The organism is Streptomyces sp. NPDC005752 (genome assembly GCF_040630715.1).
GTDB lineage: Bacteria > Actinomycetota > Actinomycetes > Streptomycetales > Streptomycetaceae > Streptomyces.
The window spans coordinates 53,783-78,060 of the sequence record NZ_JBEXYB010000038.1; the positions used below are offsets into that span (position 1 = coordinate 53,783).

24 protein-coding genes are annotated in these 24,278 nt (G+C 71.0%); 3 read left to right on the forward strand and 21 right to left on the reverse strand.

Annotated features, from left to right (window positions below; translation table 11 throughout):
• Positions 1 to 135: 135 nt before the first annotated feature.
• The 15 genes from dprA to ABZ441_RS27450 all read right to left on the reverse strand — a co-directional run bounded on the left by dprA (position 136) and on the right by ABZ441_RS27450 (position 11,258).
• Positions 136 to 1,308, reverse strand: coding sequence for a DNA-processing protein DprA (gene dprA, locus ABZ441_RS27380; protein ID WP_358978925.1), 1,173 nt, complete (start codon positions 1,306 to 1,308; stop codon positions 136 to 138).
• Positions 1,305 to 2,927, reverse strand: coding sequence for a YifB family Mg chelatase-like AAA ATPase (locus tag ABZ441_RS27385; protein ID WP_358978928.1), 1,623 nt, complete (start codon positions 2,925 to 2,927; stop codon positions 1,305 to 1,307). The genes dprA and ABZ441_RS27385 overlap by 4 nt, the downstream gene beginning before the upstream one ends.
• Positions 2,927 to 3,286, reverse strand: coding sequence for a YraN family protein (locus ABZ441_RS27390; RefSeq protein ID WP_358978930.1), 360 nt, complete (start codon positions 3,284 to 3,286; stop codon positions 2,927 to 2,929). The genes ABZ441_RS27385 and ABZ441_RS27390 overlap by 1 nt, the downstream gene beginning before the upstream one ends.
• Positions 3,287 to 3,469: 183 nt before the next feature.
• Positions 3,470 to 3,778: a DUF2469 domain-containing protein gene (locus ABZ441_RS27395; RefSeq protein WP_003965949.1), complete on the reverse strand. Its 309-nt coding sequence runs from the start codon at positions 3,776 to 3,778 to the stop codon at positions 3,470 to 3,472.
• A gap of 63 nt (positions 3,779 to 3,841) precedes the next feature.
• Positions 3,842 to 4,330 carry an NUDIX hydrolase gene (locus tag ABZ441_RS27400; RefSeq protein WP_358978933.1) on the reverse strand — a complete coding sequence of 163 codons (489 nt, stop codon included), beginning with the start codon at positions 4,328 to 4,330 and terminating at the stop codon, positions 3,842 to 3,844.
• Positions 4,320 to 5,093: a signal peptidase I gene (gene lepB, locus ABZ441_RS27405; RefSeq protein WP_358978935.1), complete on the reverse strand. Its 774-nt coding sequence runs from the start codon at positions 5,091 to 5,093 to the stop codon at positions 4,320 to 4,322. The genes ABZ441_RS27400 and lepB (ABZ441_RS27405) overlap by 11 nt, the downstream gene beginning before the upstream one ends.
• A 50-nt stretch (positions 5,094 to 5,143) precedes the next feature.
• Positions 5,144 to 6,025, reverse strand: a complete 882-nt coding sequence (gene lepB / locus ABZ441_RS27410; RefSeq protein WP_358978971.1) for a signal peptidase I — start codon at positions 6,023 to 6,025, stop codon at positions 5,144 to 5,146.
• Positions 5,943 to 7,001: a signal peptidase I gene (lepB, locus tag ABZ441_RS27415; protein WP_358978937.1), complete on the reverse strand. Its 1,059-nt coding sequence runs from the start codon at positions 6,999 to 7,001 to the stop codon at positions 5,943 to 5,945. Before lepB (ABZ441_RS27415) ends, lepB (ABZ441_RS27410) begins: the two co-directional genes overlap by 83 nt.
• Positions 6,994 to 7,788 carry a signal peptidase I gene (lepB, locus tag ABZ441_RS27420; protein ID WP_358978939.1) on the reverse strand — a complete coding sequence of 265 codons (795 nt, stop codon included), beginning with the start codon at positions 7,786 to 7,788 and terminating at the stop codon, positions 6,994 to 6,996. The genes lepB (ABZ441_RS27415) and lepB (ABZ441_RS27420) overlap by 8 nt, the downstream gene beginning before the upstream one ends.
• Before the next feature lie 45 nt (positions 7,789 to 7,833).
• The gene (rplS, locus tag ABZ441_RS27425; RefSeq protein ID WP_031100562.1) at positions 7,834 to 8,184 is read right to left on the reverse strand and encodes a 50S ribosomal protein L19; all 351 of its coding nucleotides are present in this window, start codon (positions 8,182 to 8,184) and stop codon (positions 7,834 to 7,836) included.
• Between the two features lie 124 nt (positions 8,185 to 8,308).
• Positions 8,309 to 9,130, reverse strand: coding sequence for a tRNA (guanosine(37)-N1)-methyltransferase TrmD (trmD, locus tag ABZ441_RS27430; protein WP_358978942.1), 822 nt, complete (start codon positions 9,128 to 9,130; stop codon positions 8,309 to 8,311).
• The gene (gene rimM, locus ABZ441_RS27435) at positions 9,130 to 9,720 is read right to left on the reverse strand and encodes a ribosome maturation factor RimM (protein ID WP_358978945.1); all 591 of its coding nucleotides are present in this window, start codon (positions 9,718 to 9,720) and stop codon (positions 9,130 to 9,132) included. Before rimM ends, trmD begins: the two co-directional genes overlap by 1 nt.
• 106 nt (positions 9,721 to 9,826) lie before the next feature.
• On the reverse strand, positions 9,827 to 10,066 hold the full coding sequence (locus ABZ441_RS27440) for an RNA-binding protein (protein WP_014153811.1): 240 nt from the start codon (positions 10,064 to 10,066) through the stop codon (positions 9,827 to 9,829).
• A gap of 2 nt (positions 10,067 to 10,068) precedes the next feature.
• A complete protein-coding gene (gene rpsP / locus ABZ441_RS27445; RefSeq protein WP_205022655.1) occupies positions 10,069 to 10,509 on the reverse strand; it encodes a 30S ribosomal protein S16 in 441 nt (146 codons plus the stop codon).
• Between the two features lie 155 nt (positions 10,510 to 10,664).
• Positions 10,665 to 11,258, reverse strand: a complete 594-nt coding sequence (locus ABZ441_RS27450) for a hypothetical protein (protein ID WP_205022654.1) — start codon at positions 11,256 to 11,258, stop codon at positions 10,665 to 10,667.
• 520 nt (positions 11,259 to 11,778) lie between these two features.
• Here ABZ441_RS27450 and ABZ441_RS27455 point away from each other — a divergent pair.
• On the forward strand, positions 11,779 to 12,639 hold the full coding sequence (locus tag ABZ441_RS27455) for a methyltransferase domain-containing protein (RefSeq protein WP_358978949.1): 861 nt from the start codon (positions 11,779 to 11,781) through the stop codon (positions 12,637 to 12,639).
• A 60-nt stretch (positions 12,640 to 12,699) separates the two neighbouring features.
• On the opposite strand, the gene ffh is transcribed toward ABZ441_RS27455, so the two are convergent.
• The 5 genes from ffh to ABZ441_RS27480 all read right to left on the reverse strand — a co-directional run bounded on the left by ffh (position 12,700) and on the right by ABZ441_RS27480 (position 20,354).
• Positions 12,700 to 14,247, reverse strand: a complete 1,548-nt coding sequence (gene ffh, locus ABZ441_RS27460) for a signal recognition particle protein (protein WP_358978951.1) — start codon at positions 14,245 to 14,247, stop codon at positions 12,700 to 12,702.
• A 121-nt stretch (positions 14,248 to 14,368) separates the two neighbouring features.
• Entirely contained in the window at positions 14,369 to 16,819 is a 2,451-nt protein-coding gene (locus ABZ441_RS27465) for a [protein-PII] uridylyltransferase (RefSeq protein WP_358978953.1), read from the reverse strand.
• A gap of 32 nt (positions 16,820 to 16,851) precedes the next feature.
• A complete protein-coding gene (locus ABZ441_RS27470) occupies positions 16,852 to 17,190 on the reverse strand; it encodes a P-II family nitrogen regulator (protein ID WP_014048583.1) in 339 nt (112 codons plus the stop codon).
• Entirely contained in the window at positions 17,187 to 18,539 is a 1,353-nt protein-coding gene (locus ABZ441_RS27475; RefSeq protein ID WP_358978956.1) for an ammonium transporter, read from the reverse strand. The genes ABZ441_RS27470 and ABZ441_RS27475 overlap by 4 nt, the downstream gene beginning before the upstream one ends.
• A gap of 339 nt (positions 18,540 to 18,878) precedes the next feature.
• Positions 18,879 to 20,354 (reverse strand): hypothetical protein, encoded by a 1,476-nt coding sequence (locus ABZ441_RS27480; protein WP_358978958.1) that lies wholly within the window; start codon positions 20,352 to 20,354, stop codon positions 18,879 to 18,881.
• A 419-nt stretch (positions 20,355 to 20,773) separates the two neighbouring features.
• Here ABZ441_RS27480 and ABZ441_RS27485 point away from each other — a divergent pair, with 419 nt between their 5' ends.
• Positions 20,774 to 21,421 (forward strand): bifunctional DNA primase/polymerase, encoded by a 648-nt coding sequence (locus ABZ441_RS27485; RefSeq protein ID WP_358978960.1) that lies wholly within the window; start codon positions 20,774 to 20,776, stop codon positions 21,419 to 21,421.
• 65 nt (positions 21,422 to 21,486) lie between these two features.
• Here ABZ441_RS27485 and ftsY read toward each other — a convergent pair whose 3' ends face one another.
• Positions 21,487 to 22,689, reverse strand: coding sequence for a signal recognition particle-docking protein FtsY (gene ftsY, locus ABZ441_RS27490; RefSeq protein WP_358978962.1), 1,203 nt, complete (start codon positions 22,687 to 22,689; stop codon positions 21,487 to 21,489).
• 110 nt (positions 22,690 to 22,799) lie between these two features.
• Between ftsY and ABZ441_RS27495 the strand changes: the two genes are divergently transcribed.
• Positions 22,800 to 24,191 (forward strand): cytosine permease, encoded by a 1,392-nt coding sequence (locus ABZ441_RS27495; protein ID WP_358978965.1) that lies wholly within the window; start codon positions 22,800 to 22,802, stop codon positions 24,189 to 24,191.
• Positions 24,192 to 24,278: the final 87 nt, after the last annotated feature.

The following is a 24,278-nucleotide window of genomic DNA, read 5'->3' on the forward strand; positions in this document are numbered from 1 at the left end:
TCCATATCTCTCGTCGTCCTCCCGCCGCCGGACAGGGCCGAACAGCGGGGGCCTCACCACGCGCACCGCCCCCCTGACGCCAGGCCGGGTGCCGCCGAGGTCGTCGGCATCACCTTTTCACCCGAATGCTCCGGGTCAAGTACCGGCTCGCCGCGCGCCCCCGTCGCGTGTGCGTCCGGGCGTCAACCGCCATCCGTCGCCCTCGCGTTCGACGAACCCCAGTGAGTGCAGTTCGTACAACCGCCCGAGGGCTTCGTCCGTTGACACCCCGGCGCTCCGGGCCACGTCCCGCCCGTCCATCACTCCTGTGCCGGGCAGTGCGTCCAGTACCCGTGCGGAGGCGGCGTCGAGCAGGTCGCGGGGCAGGACGGGACCGCGTCTGGCAGGGGCGAGTTCGCCCATCTCCCCCACCAATTCCGCGATTTCGGCCGCATCGGTGACCAGAACGCCCTCTCCGCGCAGGAGTTCATGGACGCCGGCCGAGAGGCCGCTGGTGGCCGGGCCCGGGACCCCCATGATGAAGCGGCCCAGCCGCTCCGCGTTCCTCGCGGTGACCAGTGAGCCGCTGCGGTACTCGGCCTCCACCACCACGGTGCCTCGCGTGAGTGCCGCGATCACCCTGTTGCGCAGGATGAACCTGCTGCGCGTCGGATGGTCCGAGGGCGGCAGCTCACCCATGACCATGCCCTGCTCGATGATGCGCCCGATCAGCTCGGCGTGGCCCCGGGGGTAGGCCATGTCCACCCCGCAGGCCAGGACCGCCATGGTCGCCCCTCCCGCGGCCAGCGCCCCGCGGTGGGCGGCACCGTCCACCCCGAACGCGGCGCCGGAGACCACCACCCAGCCCCGCTCGGCCAGCCCTGCGGCGAGCGTCGCGGCCATGTGCGCCCCGTACGGCGTGCAGGCCCGGGCTCCGACCACGGCGACCGAGCGCAGCGCCCAGAGGCGCAGGTCGGACCGGCCTCTGACCCAGAGGCCGATGGGCCGCGCGTCCCCCAGGTCGTCGAGCTGGCTCGGCCACTCCCGGTCTCCGGGGCAGACGAACCGCCCGCCGATCGCGGCCACGTCCGCCAGGTCCCTTACCGGGTCGGCGCTCGACGCCCGCAGGCGGTAGCCGGCCAGTCGGGTCGACGTCATCCCCTTGAGTGTCCGCGCCGATCCGTCGGTGCCGGTGAGACGCCGGATCAGCTCGACGGGCCCCTCCTCGCGGATCCAGCGGCCACCGCGCTCGTCCCCCGGCTCGAAGACGCGGGTCAGGGCGACGCGCGCCAGCCGCTCCCGCTCCCCCTGGACCGGCGGGGCGTTCACGAGGCACCCGCCCGCATCGGAACCCCCCGCTGGATGCCCGTCCGCAGTTCCAGCGCCACCGCGATGTCCGAGGCGTCCGGCCGGTCGGCGGCCCGCAGGTCGGCGACCGTCCACGCCACGCGCAGGACCCGGTCGAGGCCGCGGGCGGTGAGGACACCCCGCTCCATGTCACGCTCGGCGGCCATCAGGGCGCCCGGCGCCGTGACCAGCCTGGTCCGCAGTTCGTGCCCGGGCACTTCGCTGTTGGTGGTCCAGGGAGTGCCGGCGAGCCGCTCCGCGGCGCGCTCCCTGGCCTCCCGCACCCGGCCCGCCACCTCGGCCGAGGTCTCCCCTCGGCCGCCGCTCCCCATCAGGTCGGCCCTTCCGACCGGCTCGACCTCGACGCGCAGGTCGACGCGGTCGAGCAACGGGCCCGACAGCCGCGCCTGATAGCGGCGGACCGCGGAGGGCGGGCACTCGCAGCCCGCACCGGCCAGGGTGTGCCTGCCGCACGGGCAGGGGTTAGCGGCGAGGATCATCAGGAAGCGCGCGGGCAGCCGGACGACCCCGGCCGCGCGTGCGACCACCACGTGTCCGGACTCCAGGGGCTGGCGCAGCGCGTCGAGTGCCCTCACGGAGAACTCCGGTGCCTCGTCGAGGAAGAGAACACCCCGGTGCGCCAGGGACACCGCTCCCGGCCTCGGCAGACCGTTCCCCCCGCCCACGAGTGACTGCATCGTCGCCGAGTGGTGCGGGGCGCAGTACGGTGCTCTGCCGATCAGGGGTTCACCCGGCGGGAGGATGCCCGCGACCGAGTGCACCGCCGTCACTTCGAGGGACTCCTGCCGGGACAGCGGCGGCAGGATCGCCGTGAGCCGCTCGGCCAGCATGGTCTTCCCCGCGCCCGGCGGCCCCGAGAGCAGCAGGTGGTGCCCTCCCGCGGCGGCCACCTCCAGCGCCTTGCGCGCCCGTCCCTGGCCCGCCACATCGGCCAGGTCGGGCCGGTGTGCCGTGCCGTCGGACGAGAACGGTGCCAGCCCGGTGCCGAGGCCGGCTCCGGGCACCATCAGTCCGGCGAGCATCGCGTCGGGACGGCCCCGGTCGGCGACCGGCTCCTCGGGCACGGGTTCGTCGCCGAGGACGGCGATCAGCTGACGCAGGCTCCGCACGCCGAGGACGGTGACGCCCGGCACGAGGGCGGCCTCTCCCGCGGTCTGTTCCGGGACGACGACGTGCCGGTACCCCGCCTCCGCCGCCGCGAGCACCGCGGGCAGCACCCCGCGCACGGGGCGGACCCTGCCGTCGAGGCCGAGCTCCCCGATCATCACCACATCGGCGATGGCGGCAGGATCGATCCGGTCCGCCGCGCCGAGCACCGCACACGCGACGGCCAGATCGAACCCCGAACCGCCCTTGGGTACGGACGCGGGCGAAAGGCCCACCGTGAGCTTCTTCTGCGGCCACTCCGCCCCGGAATTGACGACCGCGGCCCTGACCCGGTCCCGGCTCTCCACCAGGCTCTTGTCCGGCAGGCCGACGAGCGTGAACGCCGCCACGCCCGGTTCCAGATCGGCCTGGACCTCCACCACCACGCCCTCGACGCCGACGAGCGCCACCGAGCAGGCCCGCGCGAACCCCATCAGGCCACGCCCCGCACGTGTTCGGTCACCGGGGCACCGCGGCTGGGCAGAACCACACCGACCAGATCGATCCGGACCCCGCCCGGCGGCGGCCCACCGTGGCCGTCGAGCCAGATCTCGGCGAGCCTGCGCAGCCGGTCGGCCTTGGTCGGTGTGACCGCCTCCATCGGATGTTCGAAGGAGCCCGCTCTGCGCGTCTTCACCTCGCAGACGACCACCGCGTCGCCGTCCCTGGCGACGATGTCGATCTCTCCCGAGCGACACCGCCAGTTGCGCTCCAGCACCGTCATACCGGCGTCAGCCAGCAGCCGTACCGCCAGATCCTCGCCGTACCGCCCGAGTGCACCCCGTGCGTTCATATCGGCACCACCTCCGGCACCGACTGTGCCGCGCCCCGCCCGAGCTGGTGGATCTTGGTGGACAACCAGGTCGATGTGAATATCCCGGCCACTCGGACGAGTGAACCGGGACGCCGGGAGAAGGTCCGGATCCGGCCGTTCGGCCGGTATATCGAGAGTTTGCGCCGGAGACTGTGCCGGGGATCAGCCGCCCGGCAGTTCGAGGTCGCTCTTGTTGAGTTCCTCGATGTTCACGTCCTTGAACGTCAACACCCGGACCTGCTTGACGAACCGGGCGGGTCTGTACATGTCCCAGACCCACGCGTCCGCCATGGAAACCTCGAAAAATACCTCACCCTGGACCGAGTGCACCTGCATCTCGTAGTCGTTGGTGAGGTAGAAGCGCCGTTCGGTCTCGATCACATATTTGAACAGACCGACGACATCGCGGTACTCCCGGTAGAGCTTCAGCTCCATCTCGGTCTCGTACTTCTCGAGGTCCTCGGCACTCATGGCATGTTCCCCTTCAGCCGTGCGTCCCCCTATTGTGCGTCAGCCCCAGGCACCCCTGGCCGATTAGACGATTTCGGGGGCGAGAACCAGCGGAACACTCGGGGGACCCTCGTCGAGCAGCGTGCGCAGCAGCCCGGCGAGCCTGGTCGGGTACACCGTCTCACGCGTGGCGAGAAGTTCGGCGGAAGTCCACCACCTCAGACCGGCGACACTGCGCAGCTCCAGCTCGGTGAGGCCCTTCTGATGGGTGGCCGTCTGCGGCGTTCGGGCCAGGAAGTACCACTCGTCCTGGTCCCAGCGCCGCCCGTCGAACGGGAAGGAGCAGATCCTCGTCCACAGCAGCGGGCCGAGGGAGACGTCCGTGATCCCGGTCTCCTCGGCGAGCTCGCGCAGAGCGGCCTCCTCGCGGGTCTCCCCGCCCTCCAGGCCGCCTCCGGGGGTGAACCACCAGTGGTCGGCCGGGGCCTCGGGCTCGAAGCCGTGCAGCAACAGGATCCGGTCGTCCGGGTCCAGGAGAACGACACGGGCCACCTTGCGTACCTCAGTGCGCATCGGCGGAGGCCTTCGGCCGCTTGGCACCCCGCCCGGATCGCGCCGCGAGCGGCCCGTAGGCCGCGCCGCCCAGGATCAGCACCACGCCCACCACGAGGGCGCCGGCCTGCAGCGGCAGAGGCCCCTCGGACGACACCCCGCCGGGCAGCGCGGCGAAGGCTGCGGGCCGGCCGATCATGCCGTTCATGGGCCAGGCCACGGCGTCCACCCGGGCCTGGACCGCGCTGCGAGGGACCGAACCCTGCCCCGGGTCCTCCAGGTGGACGCGGGAGTCCATGGAGGTGCTGCGTTCGTCCCCGAGGAGGAAGAGCTGACCCTCGGGGACGTCGGCCGTGAAGTTCTGGGGGGAGGCCGGGGCCTTTCCCTCCGCCGGGAGCAGGGACGAGGCTCCCGCGGCCCGCAGATACGGTTCCTCTACGGGTTCACCATCGACCGTGAGCCGGCCGCCCTTGTCGCAGCAGGCGACCTTGTCACCGCCCACGCCGACGACCCGTTTCACCATGGGCATGTCGCCCCACGCCGTGTCGGTGAAGACGACCACGTCTCCGCGCCGCACGTCGTCGCCGTCCACCCGCTCGGCGAGGACCCGGTCACCGGCGTTCACCGTCGGTGTCATCGAGTCGGTCGGCACCGTGTACGGCTTGTACACCACGGCTCCCCAGGCGAAGCCGCCGAGAAAGAGCACACAGCCGACGGCCACGGCCAGGTTCGACAACGTGCTGCCGAGCCGGCCGCGGCCGTCATGACGTACTGATCCACTCATCCCAGCGCTCCCCCATCGGAGATCGACAATCGCTGATCCGAGTCGGCACCCTACCCGGCGGTATGCCCGCGGGTCAGCCTGCGTCGACGCCAGAACACGAGGGGCAGCGCTCCGGCTACACCCAGTGCACCAGGTACGGCGACGGCGGCAGCGGCGTTCAGCCCGGGCTGGTCGAACGTGCTCGGCACCGGCAGGGTCGCCCAGCGGTTGACGGGCCAGGCCACCACAACGGCCCGCCCGACCACCTCGTCCGTGGACACCGTGCCCTGACCGGGCAGCTCCTGGTGGTACCGGGAGTCCAGCGAGTTCTGCCGGTGGTCGCCCATCACCCAGATCCGGCCCTCGGGCACGTTGATCGGTCCGAACGGCTCGTCGTCGCAGGCGCTGTTGCCGGCGAAGATGAACGACTTGTCGTCCAGCGCCTTGCCGTTGACCGTCACCGGCCCGTTCTTCTTGCACTCGACGGTGTCGCCGCCGACGGCGACGACCCTCTTGATCAGGTCCTTCTCCTCCGCGGACGGCATCAGCCCGATGAAGCTCAGGAACTTCTGCACCGCGTTGGGCTCGGGCGTCGCCGTGTCCTCCAGCCAGCCGCCCGGATCGTGGAAGACCACGACCTCTCCGCGTTCGGGCTCCGAACCGAACCACGGCGTCAGCTTGTCGACCAGCACCCGGTCACCCCGCTGCAGGGTGTTCTGCATCGAGTCCGAGGGAATCGAGAACGCCTGCACCAGAAACGTCTTGATCAGCAGCGCGAGAACGAGCGCGACACCGATGAGGAGCGGCAGCTCCTTCCAGAAGGAACGGGGCTTCTTCACCGCCGTGCTGCCACCGTCCGGGGACTCGCCGTCACTCTGCGCCTCCGCCGGGACCCCGTTGCTCGAAGACCGGTCCTCGGGTTCGTCGTGTCCGGATCGTGCGCCGACCGCCAAATCCCCCACATCCACTCCTCACTCCGTGCCACCGCCCGCGCCCGATTCGGCGCAGGCCCACCACTCCCATAACGAGCGGGAGTTCCGCAGGGGTCGGGAGCAGGACCATTCCGTTGCGATCCTGGGAGGACACACTATTCGACGGGGCCGTCCCGGCCGTCGCTCCGGCGCCCCCGTCGGGGACGGAGGCGTACGTTCCGGGCTCCTCCAGCCTGCGCCAGTGCCCGAACGGCCAGGCGATCACGACGGCCCGTCCCACGACCTCGCCCTCCGACACCGTGCCCTTTCCCGGCTTGTCGAGATGGAATCGTGAGTCCGCGGAATTCGACCGGTGGTCGCCCATCACGAAGATGCGGCCCCGGGGAACCTTTACCTCGAATTTGAGAGTGGAGGGGACGTCGCCGGGATTCAGGTACGGCTCGTCGAGCGCCACACCGTTGACCGTGATCCTGCCGTCGGCGCCGCAGCATTTCACTGTGTCGCCCCCCACGGCCACCACACGCTTGATCAGGTCCTGTTCGTCGGCGGAGGGCAGCAGCCCGATGAAGGTGAGCAGTTCCTTGACCTGTTTGACCCCGGCGGGCGGGTCCTCGGGTACGGCGCTCTCCTGCTGCAGCCAGCCACCCGGGTCCTTGAAGACGACGACGTCCCCGCGCTGCGGCTCGGAGCCGAACCAGGGGGTCAGCTTGTCCACGAGCACCCGGTCACCGATCCGGATGGTCTGCTCCATCGAGCCGGAGGGGATCACGAAGGCCTGGACGAGAAAGGTCTTGAGCACCAGCGCGATCAGCAGCGCCACCAGGACGAGGAGGGGTATCTCCTTGATCGCAGACCGGCGCCTGCGGCGTTTCACCTTGCGGGCCAGCCTGCGGCGCTCCGCCCGCGTGGGCAGCGAACGGGCCGTGGTCGGCCTCGACCCGGTGGGAAGCGGCGGGACGGGCTCGGGTGCCGCCCTCCTCCGACCCCGGTTACCCATGATCCGCGCCCGCCGGCCGTATGCCGGTGAAGGCGTCGGTGCCCTCCAGGGAGCCGAGTCGGCCGAGCGGCCAGCCGAGCCAGTCGACACGTCCGATCACTCGCTGGACGGGCACCATGCCGCCCCCGGGCTGCCCCAGGTGGTCACGGGAGTCCCTCGAGTTGCTGCGGTGGTCGCCCATCACCCAGAGTCTGCCGTCCGGCACCACTATGTCGAAGGCGACGTCGGACGGGCGGTCACCCGGGTGGAGATACGCCTCGTCCACCGGAGCGCCGTTCACCTCGAGCCTCCCCCGCTTCTCGCAGCAGACCACACGGTCGCCCCCCACGCCCACCACCCGCTTCACGAAGTCGGACCCCGCGGGTTCGGCCAGCCCCAGGGACGCGGCCGCCCCGTGCAGCAGCGCGCCGACGGGGTTCCCCTCCGCCCCCGCCTCCGGTACGAAGGATCCGGTGCCGTCGAAGACCACCACGTCGCCGCGCCGGGGCTCGGAGCCGAAACGGTACGCCAGTTTGTTGACGAGTACACGGTCCCCGACCCGGAGCGTGGGCTGCATCGAGCCACTGGGAATCAGGAAGGGCTGCAGGACGAAGGCACTGAACAGCAGCAGAGCGGTCGTGCACAGCATGCCGAGGAAGGCGGTCCGCCCCCAGGACATCGACGCGGACGGCCCGTCGGGAACAGCGGACGGCCCGTCGGGAACATGCGTGGAGCGCGACCCCTCCTCCGTCCCGTCTGCGGGGCCGGAGGAGCGGTCGCGCTCCATGTGCTGTGCTTCCGTATCCATCGGGGCCGAATCCTATCGGGCCACGCCGTGGACGCCGGAGGTGAGTCAGCGGTCGCGCTTCTCCTTGATCTTCGCGGCCTTGCCGCGGAGCTCACGGAGGAAGTACAGCTTGGCGCGACGGACGTCACCGCGGGTGACGAGCTCGATCTTCTCGAAGATCGGGCTGTGCACCGGGAAGGTGCGCTCGACACCGACGCTGAAGGAGACCTTGCGGACCGTGAAGGTCTCGCTGACGCCCGAGCCCTGGCGGCGGATGACTACACCCTTGAACTGCTGGATACGGGAGCGGTTGCCCTCGATCACGCGCACGTGGACGTTGACGGTGTCACCGGGGCGGAACGCCGGGAGGTCGGTACGGAGCGAGGCGGCGTTGACGCCATCGAGCAGGGAAGTCATGTTGTCTGCTTTCTTCGCCGATGCCACAGGTCATCGACGGGAGAGAGTGAAGTTCGGATGCTGATCACATCGGGCGAGCGTCTTTCCCCCTGTGGCAGGGGCGCACGCCGGACGTACAGCGAGCCTATTCTTCCACGGCCTCGGGCCTGCGCCAAAATCGTCCGTCGGGCCCCGGGGACCAGCCCAGGATGGACAGCATCTCGCGGTCCTTCTTGTCGAAGCCGGCCGCCTCGCAACGCTCGATCAGATCGGGCCTGTTGAGAGCGGTCCGGCGGAAGGCCTCGTCGCGTCGCCAGCGTGCGATCCGGCCGTGGTGGCCGCTGAGCAGCACCTCGGGGATGGCGCGCCCACGCCACTCGGGAGGCTTCGTGTAGACCGGCCCCTCGAGCAGGTCGGCCATGGCCCCGGGCGCGAAGGAGTCGTCGCGGTGCGACTCGGCGTTGCCGAGCACCCCGGGCAGCAGCCGGGCGACGGCCTCCGTGATCACCAGGACGGCTGCTTCGCCGCCCGCCAGGACGTAGTCCCCGATGGACACCTCGATGACCGGTATACGGGTCGCGTACTCGTCCATCACCCGGCGGTCGATGCCTTCGTAGCGGGCCGGGGTGAAGATGAGCCACGGTCGCTCCGAGAGCTCCACGGCCAGTTCCTGGGTGAAGGGCCTGCCGCTGGGCGTGGGCACCACGAGCACCGGGGAGTGCGCACCGGCCTCGTAGCCGCCGGCCAGCACGGTGTCCAGCGCCTCGCCCCAGGGTTCGGTCTTCATGACCATGCCGGGGCCGCCACCGTAGGGGGTGTCGTCCACGGTGTTGTGCCGGTCGTAGGTCCAGTCCCGCAGGTCGTGGACGCGTACGTCGAGACTGCCCCGGGCCCGCGCCTTGCCCACGAGCGAGACGTTCAGGGGGTCCAGGTACTCGGGGAAGATCGTGACGACGTCGAGCCGCATCACTCGCCGCCCTTCTTCCCGTCGTCCGCCACGTCGGCCCCGGCACCGTCCTGGTCGCGTGTGGAGGCGATGACGGCCTCGCTCTCGTCGATCAGCCCCGGCGGCGGAGTGATGACGGCCCGCTGCTCCTCCAGGTCGATCTCGGTGACGATCTCCTCGACGAACGGGATCATCACCTCGCTGCCGTCCGGCCGTTCCACGATGAACAGGTCCTGGGACGGGAGGTGCGTGATCTCGGTGATCCGGCCGATCTCGGTGCCGTCGGTGAGGACGACGTCGAGGTCCATCAGCTGGTGGTCGTAGAACTCCTCGGGATCCTCGGGCAGTTCCTCCGGATCCACCTCGGCGATCAGCAGGGTGTTGCGCAGCGCCTCGGCGCCCGTACGGTCACGCACGCCCTCGAACCGCAGGAGCAGCCTGCCACTGTGCACCCGGCCGGTCTCGATCGTGAGCGGCCCGGTGGCGGCGGGCTCCGTGGCCAGCACGGCCCCCGGACCGAGCCGGATCTCGGGCTCGTCGGTGCGCACCTCGACGGTGACCTCGCCCTTGATGCCGTGGGCGCGACCGATCCGCGCAACTACCAACTGCACGCTGTTTCTCCCGGTGGTTTCTTGCTGAGGAGGCGGTGGTGTACGGACGACAAAGGCCGGGGACGGCTCGAAAGCCCTCCCCGGCCCCGGCCGGTGTTCAACTCTTTCAGCGAACCTGGTCCACGTCGACGAGGTCGACACGGATCCCACGGCCGCCGATGGCACCCACGACGGTACGCAGGGCGCGCGCGGTGCGGCCGTTGCGGCCGATCACCTTTCCGAGGTCGTCGGGGTGAACCCGGACCTCGAGCACGCGTCCACGGCGCAGGTCGCGCGAGGCGACCTGCACATCGTCGGGGTTGTCGACGATGCCCTTCACGAGGTGCTCAAGAGCCTCCTCGAGCACGCTCAGGCCTCGGTCGACTCGGTGGACGCGGCAGCGTCGGCCGCCTCGTCCGCCTTCTTGTCCGACTTCTTGGCCTTCTGGGTGATGGCCTCACCCTTGGCCTCGTCGCCGTCCGTGGTCAGGGCCTCGAACAGGGCGCGCTTGTCAGCCTTGGGCTCCGGCTGCAGGAGCGGCGCGGGGGCCGGGAGGCCCTTGTGGGCCTGCCAGTCACCGGTGAGCTTCAGGATCGCGAGGACCGGCTCGGTCGGCTGGGCGCCGACGGACAGCCAGTACTGCGCGCGCTCCGCGTTGACCTCGATGCGGGAGGGGTTCTGCACCGGGTGGTACAGACCGATCTCCTCGATCGCCCGGCCGTCACGGCGCGTACGGGAGTCGGCGACGATGATGCGGTAGTGAGGCGAACGAATCTTGCCCAGACGCTTCAGCTTGATCTTGACTGCCACGGAAGTGGTCTCTCCTGGTCTCTGACGTGGTTGGGCACAAAAGATGCCACGTGGGGTTGCGGTACTCGGGTGCCCGATGGACGCGTCAGCCGGAGGAGAGAGGGGTCCTGTGCGGCTGTCGAGTACAGCTGTCCATTGTGCCACACCGCATCGGGTCACCCCACCGCGACCGCCGCTTCCGGGATGCGGAAGGGCTTGCCGCAGCCGCCGCAGACGATCGGGGCCTGGGCGAGGACCGAGGGAACGACACGGACGTTGCGCCCGCAGTCGCAGACGGCCTTGACCCGCACCCCTCCCCCGGACGAGCCGTGGCGCGCGGCGGGACCGCGGAACGAGCGCTTGGTGTCCGCCGCGGTGGCCACGGTGTGCGCCTTGAGCGCACGCTGCAGCCGCTCCGCAGTGGGGCGGTACCTGCGTCTGGCCTCGGGATTGAGCGTCACCAGCGAGAATCCGCTGCTGGGGTGGGGCTCCTCGGCATGATCGAGGCCCAGCTCCTCGGCGATCGCGAGGAAGCGTCGGTTGTGGTAGCGGCCGGCGCGGGAGGTGTCACGGACACCTCGCGCGGCAGCGATGCCGTGGACTGCCTCATGGAGCAGCCGTTCGAAGGAGAGCTCGGCGCCACAGGCGGACGAGGACTCTCCGATCAGGGACTCTGGCGCGGCAAGATCGGGCAGCTCGGGGTGGTACCGCTGAATGTCGGCCCACGCCTGTGCCAGCTCTGCGGCAAGTACAGGTGGTGTCGTGCTCACGTCGTGACAACGAGCCTGGGTGCTCCGGTGTTCCTATTCCGGGGCATCCCAAATAATTTGCACGTACCAGTCAGTTGCCCTTGATGCGTCCGGACGAGGGCGGGTGCGCAGATCAGCGGAGAAGTCTCACAGCTCGCACCAAGGTGGGACGTAGCAACGCGTACGCACCGGCGTGGACGGGCACCCCCGGGCGACAGTACCCGGCACGGAGCGAGGGCGGCACACCGGTCGCGGGCCGGGGCGGGGGCGCTCGACGTGCTGCGCCCCGTGTGTCGGGTGAGACTGTGAGGAAGCGGGCAGCGGGCGTGCTGTTCCCGGCGCCCGCATCGCGCACGCGGCGCCCGGGGGCGCACGACCGGAGCACGCGGGCCATGCCATCCCACCCCGTCCGGCCTCTGGACGGGACCGCCGATGCGGAGTTCCCTGGCATACGGGGGCTGTGGGCACACATGCACAGCACATAGACATGGGGGACCTCACTCGGGCACGACCGACCTCACGGCGGATTGGGGCGCATTCCATGACACCTACGCTCGTCCGGCACCACAGGTACGCGGATTCGTCCGCCACGGTGGACGCCGGTACCCGCGCCCGTGACTGGGCCGAGATCCAGGAGCGCATGCTGGCGCCCCTCTACGAGGCGGTGTACGCCCGCCTCGAGGTCGGGGCCGGTACGCGGATGCTCTCCCTCGGCTGCGGTTCCGGGCTCGCGCTGCTGATCGCGGCGTCGCGCGGCGCGCGCGTCACCGGCGTCGACACCGACCGCGACCGTCTCGCCCTGGCCCGTGAGCGCCTCGCCTCCGAAGCCGGGCACGGTGCCGGGCGTACGGATCACCGGGCGAGGCTCGTGGACAGTGTTCCGGCGGCCGTCCCGGACGGGGAGGCCCCGTACAACCTGCTGACCTCGTTCCAGCCGATCGGCTGCGCGGCCGGGGACTCCGAAGGGCTCGCTCCGGCGCTGACCTCCGCCGTGCCGCTGGCCGTGCGGGGCGCAACGGTGGTGCTGGCCGGCTGGGGGCCGCCGGAGCGGTGTGCCACTGCCCCGGTGCTGAGGGTGGCGGCCCGGCTCACCGAGTCGGCGCGCGCACCGCGTTCGGGGAGCGGCTGGCGGCCGGCGCTGCGGGACGACCTGGAAGAGGTCGCGGCACAGGCCGGTCTCAAGCCGGACGGATCGGGCCGGGTGTCCTGCCCGTTCGGCTACGCGGACGTGGACAGCGCGGTGCGCGGCCTGCTGTCCACCGGGCTGTTCGACACGGCGGTACGGGCGACGGATCGCAGCCAGGTGGAGAAGGAGGTCGCGGAGGCCCTGCATCCGCATCTGCGGCCCGACGGCACGGTGTGGATGCCGAACGTCTTCCGCTACCTGGTGTGCGTGACCTGACGGGAACGCGAAGGGGCGCCCCGCCGGGCGGGGCGCCCCTTCGCGCGTGCACCGGGCCGGTCAGCCCATGAACTTCTTGAACTCGTCCGGCAGCTCGAAGTTCTTGTCCTCCTGGGCGGGCAGGTTGAACGCGCCGCCCTGCGCCGCCTGCTCGCGGCGTGCCGCCTCGGCCTGCTCCTCGGCCTTGCGCTTCATCGGGTTACCGCTCTTGCGCTTGCCCTTGGCCTGCTTGACCTGCTTCTTCTGACGGCCGGGACCACCACCCATGCCCGGCATGCCCGGCATCCCCGGCATGCCGCCGCCCTGGGCCATCTTCGACATCATCTTGCGGGCCTCGAAGAAGCGCTCCACCAGGTTCTTCACCGCGGAGACCTCGACACCGGAACCCTTGGCGATACGGGCCCGGCGCGAGCCGTTGATGATCGTCGGCTCGGCGCGTTCCTTCGGGGTCATCGACTTGATGATCGCGGCCGTGCGGTCCACGTCACGCTCGTCGATGTTGTTGATCTGGTCCTTGATCTGCCCCATGCCGGGCAGCATCCCGAGCAGCTTGGAGATGGAGCCCATCTTCCTGACCTGCTCCATCTGCGCCAGGAAGTCGTCGAGCGTGAAGTCCTTGCCCTTGCTCGACGCCAGCTTGGAGGCCATTTTGGCGGCCTCTTCCTGGCTGAAGGTCTTCTCCGCCTGCTCGATCAGGGTGAGGAGGTCACCCATGTCGAGGATGCGGGACGCCATGCGGTCGGGGTGGAAGGCGTCGAAGTCCTCGAGCTTCTCACCGTTCGACGCGAACATGATCTGCTTGCCCGTGACGTGGGCGATCGACAGGGCGGCACCACCGCGGGCGTCACCGTCGAGCTTGGAGAGCACCACGCCGTCGAAGCCGACGCCGTCGCGGAAGGCCTCGGCGGTGTTGACCGCGTCCTGACCGATCATCGCGTCGACGACGAAGAGGATCTCGTCGGGGCTGACGGCGTCGCGGATGTCCGCGGCCTGCCGCATCAGTTCCTCGTCGATGCCGAGGCGGCCGGCGGTGTCGACGATGACGATGTCGTGGACCTTGGCCTTGGCGAACTCGATGGAGTCCTTGGCGACCTTGACGGGGTCACCCACACCGTTGCCCGGCTCCGGTGCGTACACCGCGACACCGGCACGGTCGGCGACGACGCTCAGCTGGTTGACGGCGTTGGGGCGCTGGAGGTCACAGGCGACGAGCAGCGGGGAGTGGCCCTGGCTCTTGAGCCAGAGACCCAGCTTTCCGGCGAGGGTGGTCTTACCGGCACCCTGCAGGCCCGCGAGCATGATCACGGTGGGCGGGTTCTTGGCGAACCTGAGCCGCCGGGTCTCGCCGCCGAGGATGCCGACGAGCTCCTCGTTGACGATCTTGACGACCTGCTGGGCGGGGTTCAGCGCCTGGGAGACCTCGGAGCCGCGCGCCCGCTCCTTGATGCTGGCGATGAACGCCCGGACGACGGGGAGCGCGACATCGGCCTCGAGCAGGGCGATACGGATCTCGCGAGCCGTGGCGTCGATGTCCGCCTCGGACAAGCGGCCCTTGCCCCTGAGGTTTTTGAAAGTCGCGCTAAGGCGGTCGGAGAGAGTATCGAACACGGCGCTCGTCGGTCCTCAGGGTCGGGGGCGTGGCAGGTCAGTCGCACTCCAGGGTATCCGGACGCCGGGGAACGCGAAGCCCTCGCCCGTTTCTCGTGACGAACGGACCCGGGGCAGGGGGTCAGCCAAGCTCCTTCTCGACCTCCCCGGCCACCTCGGCGGCCCGTTCCGGGAGCAGAGGTTCGCCCTCGGTGTCCGTGACGTAGAAGGCGTCCACCGCGTTCGCGCCGAGCGTGGAGACGTGGGCGCTGCGCACTCTGACCGCGCTCCGCTCCAGGGCGCGGCCGATCCGGTGCAGGAGCCCCGGGGCGTCCTGTGCGCGTACCTCGATCACCGTGGCCAGGCGCGATCCGGCCGCGGCGACGGTCACCCGGGGCGGCGGGGCCTTCACTCCGCGCCGCCGCGGATAGGCGGCTTCGCGTTCGGCGAGCCTGGCCCGGATGTCCAGGGAACCGTCCAGGGCGCGTACGAGGTCGGCGCGCAGCCGGGCGGCCTGCGGGAGTGAGCCGTACTCGGCCGCGACCCGCCAGCTGAGCACCAGCAGGTCCGCCGTGTCACCCAGCTCGGTGGGCAGCTCGACGGCACGCAGGTCGGCGGCGCGCACGGTGAGACGGTGCAGGGCGAGGACACCGGCCGCAGCGGGCAGGACGCCTGGGCGGTCGGGCAGCGCGATGAGGAGTTCGACGCCGACGGGTTCGGGCTCGCCGTCCTCGGCGGCCGGTTCGGGACGGGTGTGCAGGGAGAGGACGGGCTCGCCGGTGCGCAGGGCCTCGACGGCGAGGCGTTCCTGCTCGGCACTGGGGGCGAGCGGCTCCGGCGCGGGAGGTTCCTCGCCGGCCAGGAGCGCGGCGACACGCCTGACCAGGTCCGTGACGAGGGAGGCCCGCCAGGAGCTCCAGGCCGCAGGGCCGGTGGCCAGTGCGTCGGCCTCGGTGAGCGCGTGCAGCAGTTCCAGGGTGGAGACGTTGCCGACGGCCGCGGCGACGGAGCGGACGGTCGCGGGGTCGTCGAGGTCGCGCCGCGTGGCGGTCTCGACGAGCAGCAGATGGTGCCGTACGAGCGTGGCGACGACGCCGACGTCCTGCTTGTCGAAGCCGATACGGGCGGCCATGTCGCGGGCGATGACCTCGCCGGCCACGGAGTGGTCTCCCGGCCAGCCCTTGCCGATGTCGTGCAGCAGGGCGGCGATCAGGAGGAGGTCGGGACGGCCGACACGGCGGGTGAGGTGGGAGGCGCGGACGGCCGTCTCGACGAGGTGCCGGTCGACGGTCCAGGTGTGGACGGGGTTGCGCTGCGGCCGGCAGTGGACCCGCTCCCAGTCGGGCAGCAGGCGGGTGATGATGCCTTCCGCTTCGAGCGCTTCCCAGACACCGACGGTGGCCTCGCCGGCACCGAGGAGGGTGACGAGCTCCTCGCGGGCCTGGGGCGGCCACGGCACGGGCAGTGGCTGCGCCGCAGTGCTGAGGTGGCGGACGAGGTGGCGGGAGAGCGGCAGCCCGGCCTCCGCCGCGGCGGAGGCGGCCCTGAGTGTGAGCACGGGGTCGCGTTCGGGTCGGGCGGTGCGCGCGAGGACGACTTCGCCGTCGGCCTCGACGACGCCCTCGGCGAGCGGGGTGCGTTCCGGGGCGGCCTTGGCGCCGCCGAGGAGCGTGCGCAGCCGTGGCCGTGAGGAGCGGGCCCGCAGGACGCGGTTGACCTCGCGCCAGGTGACGTCGGTGGCGTACGAGACGGTCCGTGCGGCCTCGTAGAGCTGGCGCAGCAGGGCGTCGGCGTCCAGGAGGCCGAGGGCCCCGGCGACCTGGTCCTGCTCCTGCAGGGCGAGGCGGTCGGTGGCCCGGCCGGTGGTGAGATGGAGTGCGTCGCGGGCGTCGAGGAGCTTACGGCGGGCTTCCGCGAGCCCTTCGCGGGGTGCGTCGGCGACCCAGGAGGCGGCGACGGCACGCAGTGCGGTGGCGTCGCGGAGACCGCCGCGGGCCTCCTTCAGGTCGGGTTCCAGGAGGAACTGCAGCTCGCCCATGCGTTCGGCCCGTTCGCGGCAGAGCTCGTCGAGTGCGGGGAGGCGTTTGGGGGCCTGGTTGCGCCAGTCGGCGAGGATCGCGGTACGGAGTCCGGCGACGAGCCCGAGGTCTCCGGCGACCGGGCGCGCGTCGAGCAGTCCGAGCTGGACCTTGAGGTCCTCCCCCGCGGTTCTGCGTGCCTCGCCGGGGGCGCGTACGGAGTGGTCGAGTGCGAGGCCGAGGTCCCACACCGGGTACCAGATCCCGTCGGCGAGGGCGGCGACGGCTCCGGGGTCGGCGTTGCCGTCGTGCAGGAGCAGGAGGTCGAGGTCGCTGCGCGGGGAGAGCTCTCCGCGGCCGTAACCGCCGACGGCGACGAGGGCGGCACCGCGGACACCCGCCCGCTCGGCGGCCGTCGTGAACAGCCCGGTCAGCCAGTCGTCGGTGAGCCGCGCCAGTGCGGCACGGCGCGGCGGCCCGGACCGCGCCTCGTCCTGGAGGAGGCGCAGCCGGGCCGCCGCATAGCCGCTGGGTCCCGAGTCCTCGGATTCGGTGGTCACTTCGGTGCTCGTCACCCGGCTGCCTTTCCGTTCACAGGGACCGTCGGTCAGAGTGCGTCCGGGCCGCGTTCGCCGGTCCGTACGCGGATCGCGGTCTCGACCGGGACGCTCCAGACCTTGCCGTCACCGATCTTGCCGGTCCGGGCGGCCTTGACCACCACGTCGATGAGCTGTTCGGCGTCCTCGTCCTCGACGAGGACCTCGATGCGGATCTTCGGCACGAGGTCCACGGTGTACTCGGCACCACGGTAGACCTCGGTGTGTCCACGCTGACGCCCGTAACCGCTGGCTTCGGTGACCGTGAGGCCCTGGACGCCGAAGGCCTGGAGTGCCTCCTTGATCTCGTCCAGCCTGTGCGGCTTCACGACTGCGGTGATGAGCTTCATGCGTCCACCTTCTTGTTCGTCGGGGCTGCCGCGGCGCCGGGCGCCGGAGGTGCTGTGCGCGTGGCCGCGCCGCCGCCGGCGCCGCTGAAGTCGTACGCCGTCTCGGCGTGCTCGACCTGGTCGATACCGGAGACCTCGTCGTCCTCGCTGACCCGCATCCCGATGGTCCTGTCGAGGATGAACGCCAGGACCGCGGAGACGACCAGAGAGTATGCGAGGACCGCGAACACTCCGACGGCCTGCTTGCCGAGCTGCTCGAGGCCGCCGCCGTAGAAGAGGCCCTTGGCGTCGGACTGCACACCGCCGGTGGCGAAGAAGCCGACGAGGAGGGAGCCGATGATGCCGCCGACGAGGTGGACGCCGACGACGTCCAGGGAGTCGTCGTAACCGAGCTTGTACTTCAGGCCGACGGCCATGGCGCACAGGACACCGGCGATGACGCCGACCGCGATGGCGCCCAGCGGGCTGACCGAGCCGCCCGCGGGGGTGATGGCGACGAGACCGGCCACGGCGCCGGAGGCGGCGCCCAGGGTGGTGAAGGAGCCGTGGCGGATCTTCTCGTAGGCGAGCCAGCCGAGGACTGCGGCGCCGGTGGCGACCTGGGTGTTGACGAACATGACGGCGCCCACGCCGTCGTCGTTGCCGAGCCACGAGCCTGCGTTGAAGCCGAACCAGCCGAACCACAGGAGGGCGGCACCGAGCATGACGAGCGGCAGGCTGTGCGGCCGCATCGGGTCCCTCTTGAAGCCGACCCGCTTGCCGATGACGAGGATCACGCCGAGGGCCGCGGCACCCGCGTTGATGTGGACGGCCGTACCGCCGGCGAAGTCGATGACCCCCAGCTCGAAGAGCCAGCCGCCGGCGCCCCAGACCCAGTGCGCGACCGGGAAGTAGACGACGCTGACCCACAGGGTGATGAACAGGGCCCAGGAGGTGAACTTGACGCGGTCCGCGAGGGCGCCGCTGATGAGGGCCGGGGTGAGCACGGCGAACATCAGCTGGAAGACCGCGAAGACGTAGGTCGGGATGGTGTAGCCGTCCCAGAGCTCGGTGACTCCGATGCCGCTGAGGCCGACGTAGTCCGAGCTCCAGCCGATGACGGAACCGACGTCGGTGCCGAAGGCGAGGCTGAATCCGTAGAGCACCCACAGGATCGTGACGATCCCGAGGCTGATGAAGCTCATCATCAGCATGTTCAGGGTGCTCTTGACGCGGACCATGCCTCCGTAGAAGAAGGCCAGACCCGGGGTCATGAGCATCACCAGCGCGGAGCAGATGAGCATGAACCCTGTGTTGGCGGCAGACAGCTCAGGAGCGTCTGCGGCAAGCGTCGTGATGCCTGGGGGCATCGGCGTCTCCTCGTCGTCGGTGCGGCCACGTGCGGGGGTGCGGGACCACGGTGAAAAGGTGCGGGCCGGTTATGCGCCATGAGATTCGCGCAGCGCGGTTTCCACGAATGCCGCACGGTGTTTCACCACAGTGACGAAGGAGCTCCGCGTGTTACGTCCCCATGAACCGGGGGTGTCGGGCCCGGTGCGCTGCCTGCCGTCCGTGCTGCGCCGCATACGGTGCGGTTGGAAGGCCCGGGAACGTGAACCGGCCACGACGGCGACCCGCCGCCCTGGCACATGGGGGAGCCGGGTCGAATGGTGCGGGACGGCCGTCGTGGCCGGTGGCGGCGGATCCGGTCAGACCGCTTCGGCGGTCTCCGGAAGCTGCTCGGTGAGGAGGTCGGTGAGCCGGGCGACTTCGGGGACGTCCCCGAAGTCCCTGGCCGCGGTGTCGACGGTCTTGCGGAGCCGGGTGTTCACGCGCTCCGACCTGACCTTCCTGGCGACCTTGAGGGCCGTGGTGGCCAGGACGGCCGACTCCTCGGGCTCGCGCTTGAGGAGGTGCACGGTGGCCATGCCGATCAGGTTGAGCGCGTAGGACCTCTGGTGCTCGTCGTCCTCGCCGAAGAGCTCGACGGCTCGGGCCATGACCGGCTCGGCGAGCGAGGCGTACGTGGGGCTGCGTCCGGCGACATAGGCGAGGTCACGGTAGGAGTGGGAGTTCTCGCCGTGCAGTTCGGCCTCGGAGAAGAAGCGGATCCAGTCGGGCTCTTGCTCGTCGTCGAGGACGGCGTCGGCGAAGGTGTCCTCGGCCATCCGGACCGCTCGCTTGCACTTGCTGGGCTGGCCCATGTTGGCGTAGGCGCGGGCCTCCATCGCATACAGCATGGCCTGGGTCCGCGCGGTGGCGCAGTCACGGCTGCCGTACTGGGCGAGATGGACGAGTTCGAGCGCGTCGTCGGGCCTGCCGAGGTGGATCATCTGGCGGCTCATGCTGGAGAGGATGTAGGAACCCAGCGGCTTGTCGCCCGCCTCTTTCGAGGCGTGCAGGGCGAGCACGAAGTACTTCTGGGCGGTGGGCTGGAGGCCGACGTCGTAGCTCATCCAGCCTGCCAGCTCGGCCAGTTCGGCCGCGCAGCGGAAGAGGCGCTCGGCGGTGGCCCGGGGCTGCGGCTCCTGCAGCAGGTCGGTGACCTCGTGGAGCTGGCCGACGACGGCCTTGCGGCGCAGCCCGCCCCCGCACTGCGCGTCCCACTGACGGAACATGGCGGTGGTGGATTCCAGCAGGTCCAGCTCGGGGCCGGAGAGCCGAGAGGGGCGGCTCTCCGTGGTCGGCAGCTCCGGTTCCGGCTCCCCCGGGCGGGCCACGGGCACCAGCCAGCGCTGCATGGGCTCGATGAGCGTGGGGCCGGCGGCGAGGGCGAGGGAACTGCCGAGGAATCCGCGGCGGGCCAGCATGAGGTCGCTGCGGGAGAACTCGCTGAGCAGCGCGACGGTCTGCGGTCCCGCCCAGGGCAGGTCGACCCCCGCCACCGAGGGGGACTGGTGAGCGGTGCGCAGCCCGAGGTCCTCGACCGGGACGACGGCTCCGAAGCGCTCGGAGAAGAGCTCGGACAGGATGCGCGGGATCGGCTCGCGGGGCTGTTCACCGTCGAGCCAGCGACGCACCCGGGAGGTGTCGGTACTGATGTGGTGGGCACCCAGCCGGCGTGCTCTGCGGTTCACCTGGCGGGCGAGCTCGCCCTTCGACCAGCCGCTCCGCACGAACCATGAGCTCAGCTGCCCGTTGGGGCGCTTTCCGGCATTCGTCTCGCCTGCGCCGCTGCCACTCACTGGAACGCCCCCATCCGCTGAAACCTGTCGCGCGAACCTCTACCAGAATGCCGTGCCCCGGCGCTGTCCCTGCGGACAGCGCCCGTCTTCGAACGGATCATCGAATTGCCTGAGGCATACTCAACTGCAGATGCAATTGCAGGTTCGGGTACCCACGGTAATCCTACGATCACCGCCCCCTGTGGGCCTTCGCGGAAACGCCACCATTCGCCACCCCTTCGAGTGAACCCGATCCACACGGTCCGCGATTCACTTGACAGGCCGCGATCAGCGGTTGGCGGAGTGAAGCACTCAGGGGCGCGCGAAGCGCATCGCGCAACCCTGCGACACCACCCATGCACGCCGGCGGATCGGCGGCTGAGGAGACGTCGAGCACTCCGGGTCGTAACCACCGGTGAGTCGGACCCGTTGGAGGGTGCATGGGCTTCACGATCGGCGGCATCCGGGAGATGCGGTCCGGCGCGCGGCGCCGCGGCCGCGCGGTCGGCGCGACCGAGGTGGCCGAGTACACCGGGCTGTGGGGCTGGGCGGTGGCTCCGGGCGCGCGCGCCTCGGCAGGGGTCTGCTCGTGCGGCGACACGGTGTGCGACGCCCCTGGCGCGCATCCGCTGGACTTCGCCCCCGAGGTGCCCCCGGGCGCCACGCCCGGCACGGCCGCTGACGCCTGGGCCGAGGTGCCGGGCGCCTCGATGCTGCTGCCCGTGGGCCGGACCTTCGACGTGCTCGACGTGGCCGAGGCCGCCGGCCGGCGCGCGCTGGTCCGGATGGAGCGGATGGGGCTGCCACTGGGGCCGGTGTCGGTGACCCCCACCGGCCGTGCGCAGTTCTTCGTCGCCCCCGGGGCCGCGGCGGGACTGCCGGGGCTCCTCTACCGGATGGGCTGGGACGACGCGGATCTCGATCTGCGGGCTCTGGGCCGCGGCGCCTACGTCACCGCTCCCCCGTCGGACCTCGGAGGACTCGGCCCGGTCCGCTGGCTGCGGCCACCGGCGCCGGACACGGCCGCCGCTCCCCCGCAGGCCCGGCTGCTGCTGGGCACCCTCGCCTACATATGCCACCGCTGGTGACCGCCGAAGGGCGGTGAACCCCTCTCGGGTCCACCGCCCTTCACACGTCAGCGGGGGCAGGCCGGTCAGTCGCCGATCAGAGCGTCGACGAAGGCGCCCGGCTCGAACGGGGCCAGGTCGTCCGGTCCCTCGCCGAGACCGATCAGCTTCACCGGGACGCCCAGCTCACGCTGGACGGCGATGACGATGCCGCCCTTGGCGGTGCCGTCCAGCTTGGTGAGGACGATGCCGGTGATGTCGACCACCTCGGCGAAGACCCGTGCCTGGACGAGGCCGTTCTGCCCGGTCGTGGCGTCGAGGACGAGCAGGATCTCGTCGAGCGGCCCGTGCTTCTCCACGACCCGCTTGACCTTGCCGAGCTCATCCATCAGACCGGTCTTGGTGTGCAGCCGGCCCGCGGTGTCGATGAGCACCACGTCGGCACCCTCGGCGATACCTTCCTTCACCGCGTCGAAGGCGATCGAGGCGGGGTCGCCGGCCTCGGGGCCGCGCACCGTGCGGGCGCCGACCCGCTCGCCCCAGGTCTGGAGCTGGTCGGCGGCGGCGGCACGGAAGGTGTCCGCGGCGCCGAGCACGACGCTGCGGCCGTCGGCGACGAGCACCCGGGCGAGCTTGCCCGTCGTGGTCGTCTTGCCGGTGCCGTTGACCCCGACGACCATCACGACGCCGGGCGTCCCTTCGCCGCCCTCGGTCCTGACCTCGCGGTCGAATTCGGGGCCGAGCAGAGCGACGAGCTCCTCGCGCAGCAGGGTGCGCAGTTCGTCGGGCGTACGGGTGCCGAGGACGCGGACCCGCTCGCGGAGCCTCTCCACCAGCTCCTGGGTGGGAGCGACGCCGACATCGGCGGTGAGGAGGGTGTCCTCGATCTCCTCCCAGGTGTCCTCGTCGAGGTTGTCGCGGGACAGGAGCGTGAGCAGCCCCTTGCCCAGGGAGTTCTGCGAACGGGCGAGCCGGGCGCGCAGCCGCACCAGGCGGCCGGCGGTGGGCTCGGGGACTTCGAGCTCGGGGGTCTCCGGCTCGGTGACGGGGGGTTCCGCGACGGAAGTCCCGTCGCCGGGGAGACCGACCTCCTCGGTGGTGCGCCGCGCTTCGTCGCGCGGCGCCTCGGCTTCCTCGCCGACACGGGGCTCGGCGGGAGGAGTGATGGTCGGCGTGCTCGACGGCGCCGAGGGCGGCAGCTGCTTCTTCTTGCGGCTGCTGACCACGAGCCCGCTGATCAGGCCGACCGCGACCAGGGCGATGACTACAGCAAGGATGACGATTTCCATAACGTGTCCAGTATCGGCCACGACTGCGGCCCGGCGCGGTCGCAGACGGCGACGAACACCGAGCGACGGGTCGGTATGCCACGTTTGGGGGTAAAGGTACGCTGCTGCCCGTGGAGAACCGCGGCCTGGATCCCGTCCCCGATCACGAGCGCACCGGCCGGGTCCGCGCCCTCTTCCCCACCTGGGTGACGGCCAACATGACGGTGCTGCTGCTGACCGTCGGAGCCGGGCTCACCGTCTTCAACGGCCTGAACCTCTGGCAGGTGCTGGTTGTGGCGGTCACCGCCCCCGTGCTCTCGTTCGGACTGGTCGGCCTCGTGTCCATCGCGGGCAAGCGCGGCGGGGCACCCGGCATGGCACTGTCCAGGGCGGTTTTCGGACAGCGCGGCAATCTCCTTCCCGGAGCCCTGTTGTGGGTGGTCCGCTGGGGCTGGGAAACCGTGAACGCGGTCACCGGCTCCTACGCCGTCCTGGCCGTACTCGATCTGCTGTTCGGCATCCGGAGCACCCACTCCCTGATCCTGGTGACCCTGACGGCCTTCGTCGCCGCGAGCTTCCTCGTCTCGGGGCTGGGAATCCGGGCGCTGCGGGTGTGCTCCCGGGTCTCCGTGTGGCTCTTCGGGGGCACGAGCCTGCTCGTCCTGGTCCATCTGACCGGCTCGACCCCCTGGCGGACCGTCCTGGACCGGCCGCCGGGGCCGGCGGCGATGATGATCGCCGGAATCGGGACGCTGGCCGCCGGGGGCATCAGCTGGGTTCCCTCGGCACCGGACTTCGCCCGCTACCTGCCGCGCTCGGCGTCCGGCCGGGCGATGGTCGGCGCGGCCGTGGGAGGGGCCCTGGTGACGGTTCTGCCGATGGTGATGATGGGCGCGGTGATGGCGGTGGGCGCACCTCACCTGGCCGTCACGAAGGACCCCGTGGCGTTCATCGGCGAGTTGCTGCCGAGGTGGATCTCGGTGCCGTACCTCCTGACCGCCGTCCTCGGCATGACGCTGATCAACGCCATGTCGATGTACTCCGCCGGCTTCACCGCCCAGACGCTCGGATTCTCGGTCCCCCGCGCCTGGGCCGTGGGCGTGAACGCGACGATCAGCCTGCTGCTCGGCGGAACGCTGATGATGGTGGCGACCAGTTTCATCGACACGTTCCTCTCGTTCCTGACACTGCTCGGCGTGACGTTCTCCGCCTGGATCGGGGTCTTCGGGGTGGATCTGCTGCGCGGCCGTGCGTACGACTCCGCGGCACTCATGGACACCACTCCCGGCAGCGGCTACTGGTACACGGCCGGGTTCAGCCGGCCGGCCATGGGCGCCTGGGGCTCGGCGCTCGTGACCGGGCTGCTGTTCACCGACGTGGAGTGGTTCAGCGGCCCGCTCGCCGCCACCTGGACCGGGCGCAACGGTCTGGGCTGGGCGGCCACGATCATCGTCTCGGCGGGGGTGTACGCGGCACTGCCGCGGCCGGCGGACGGAACGGGCGGCGCCCCCGTCGGGTTCTGACTCCACGTCGGCCGGACAGGCGCGGGACGGCGGAGCACCGGACCGCTCAGGCCCGGAGCAGAACGCTGCCCCGGGCCGGCATGGGCC

Excerpts from the sequence above, each read along its gene's own strand:
- lepB (WP_358978939.1), bottom strand. The coding sequence starts at position 7,788 with ATGGATACGGAAGCACAGCACATGGAGCGCGACCGCTCCTCCGGCCCC.
- trmD (WP_358978942.1), bottom strand. The coding sequence starts at position 9,130 with ATGCGGCTCGACGTCGTCACGATCTTCCCCGAGTACCTGGACCCCCTG.
- lepB (WP_358978937.1), bottom strand. The coding sequence starts at position 7,001 with ATGGGTAACCGGGGTCGGAGGAGGGCGGCACCCGAGCCCGTCCCGCCG.
- lepB (WP_358978935.1), bottom strand. The coding sequence starts at position 5,093 with ATGAGTGGATCAGTACGTCATGACGGCCGCGGCCGGCTCGGCAGCACG.
- ABZ441_RS27485 (WP_358978960.1), top strand. The coding sequence starts at position 20,774 with ATGGGCTTCACGATCGGCGGCATCCGGGAGATGCGGTCCGGCGCGCGG.
- ABZ441_RS27475 (WP_358978956.1), bottom strand. The coding sequence starts at position 18,539 with ATGCCCCCAGGCATCACGACGCTTGCCGCAGACGCTCCTGAGCTGTCT.
- ABZ441_RS27470 (WP_014048583.1), bottom strand. The coding sequence starts at position 17,190 with ATGAAGCTCATCACCGCAGTCGTGAAGCCGCACAGGCTGGACGAGATC.
- rplS (WP_031100562.1), bottom strand. The coding sequence starts at position 8,184 with ATGACTTCCCTGCTCGATGGCGTCAACGCCGCCTCGCTCCGTACCGAC.
- ABZ441_RS27395 (WP_003965949.1), bottom strand. The coding sequence starts at position 3,778 with ATGAGTGCCGAGGACCTCGAGAAGTACGAGACCGAGATGGAGCTGAAG.
- ABZ441_RS27400 (WP_358978933.1), bottom strand. The coding sequence starts at position 4,330 with ATGCGCACTGAGGTACGCAAGGTGGCCCGTGTCGTTCTCCTGGACCCG.
- ABZ441_RS27455 (WP_358978949.1), top strand. The coding sequence starts at position 11,779 with ATGACACCTACGCTCGTCCGGCACCACAGGTACGCGGATTCGTCCGCC.
- ABZ441_RS27390 (WP_358978930.1), bottom strand. The coding sequence starts at position 3,286 with ATGAACGCACGGGGTGCACTCGGGCGGTACGGCGAGGATCTGGCGGTA.
- ftsY (WP_358978962.1), bottom strand. The coding sequence starts at position 22,689 with ATGGAAATCGTCATCCTTGCTGTAGTCATCGCCCTGGTCGCGGTCGGC.
- ABZ441_RS27385 (WP_358978928.1), bottom strand. The coding sequence starts at position 2,927 with ATGGGGTTCGCGCGGGCCTGCTCGGTGGCGCTCGTCGGCGTCGAGGGC.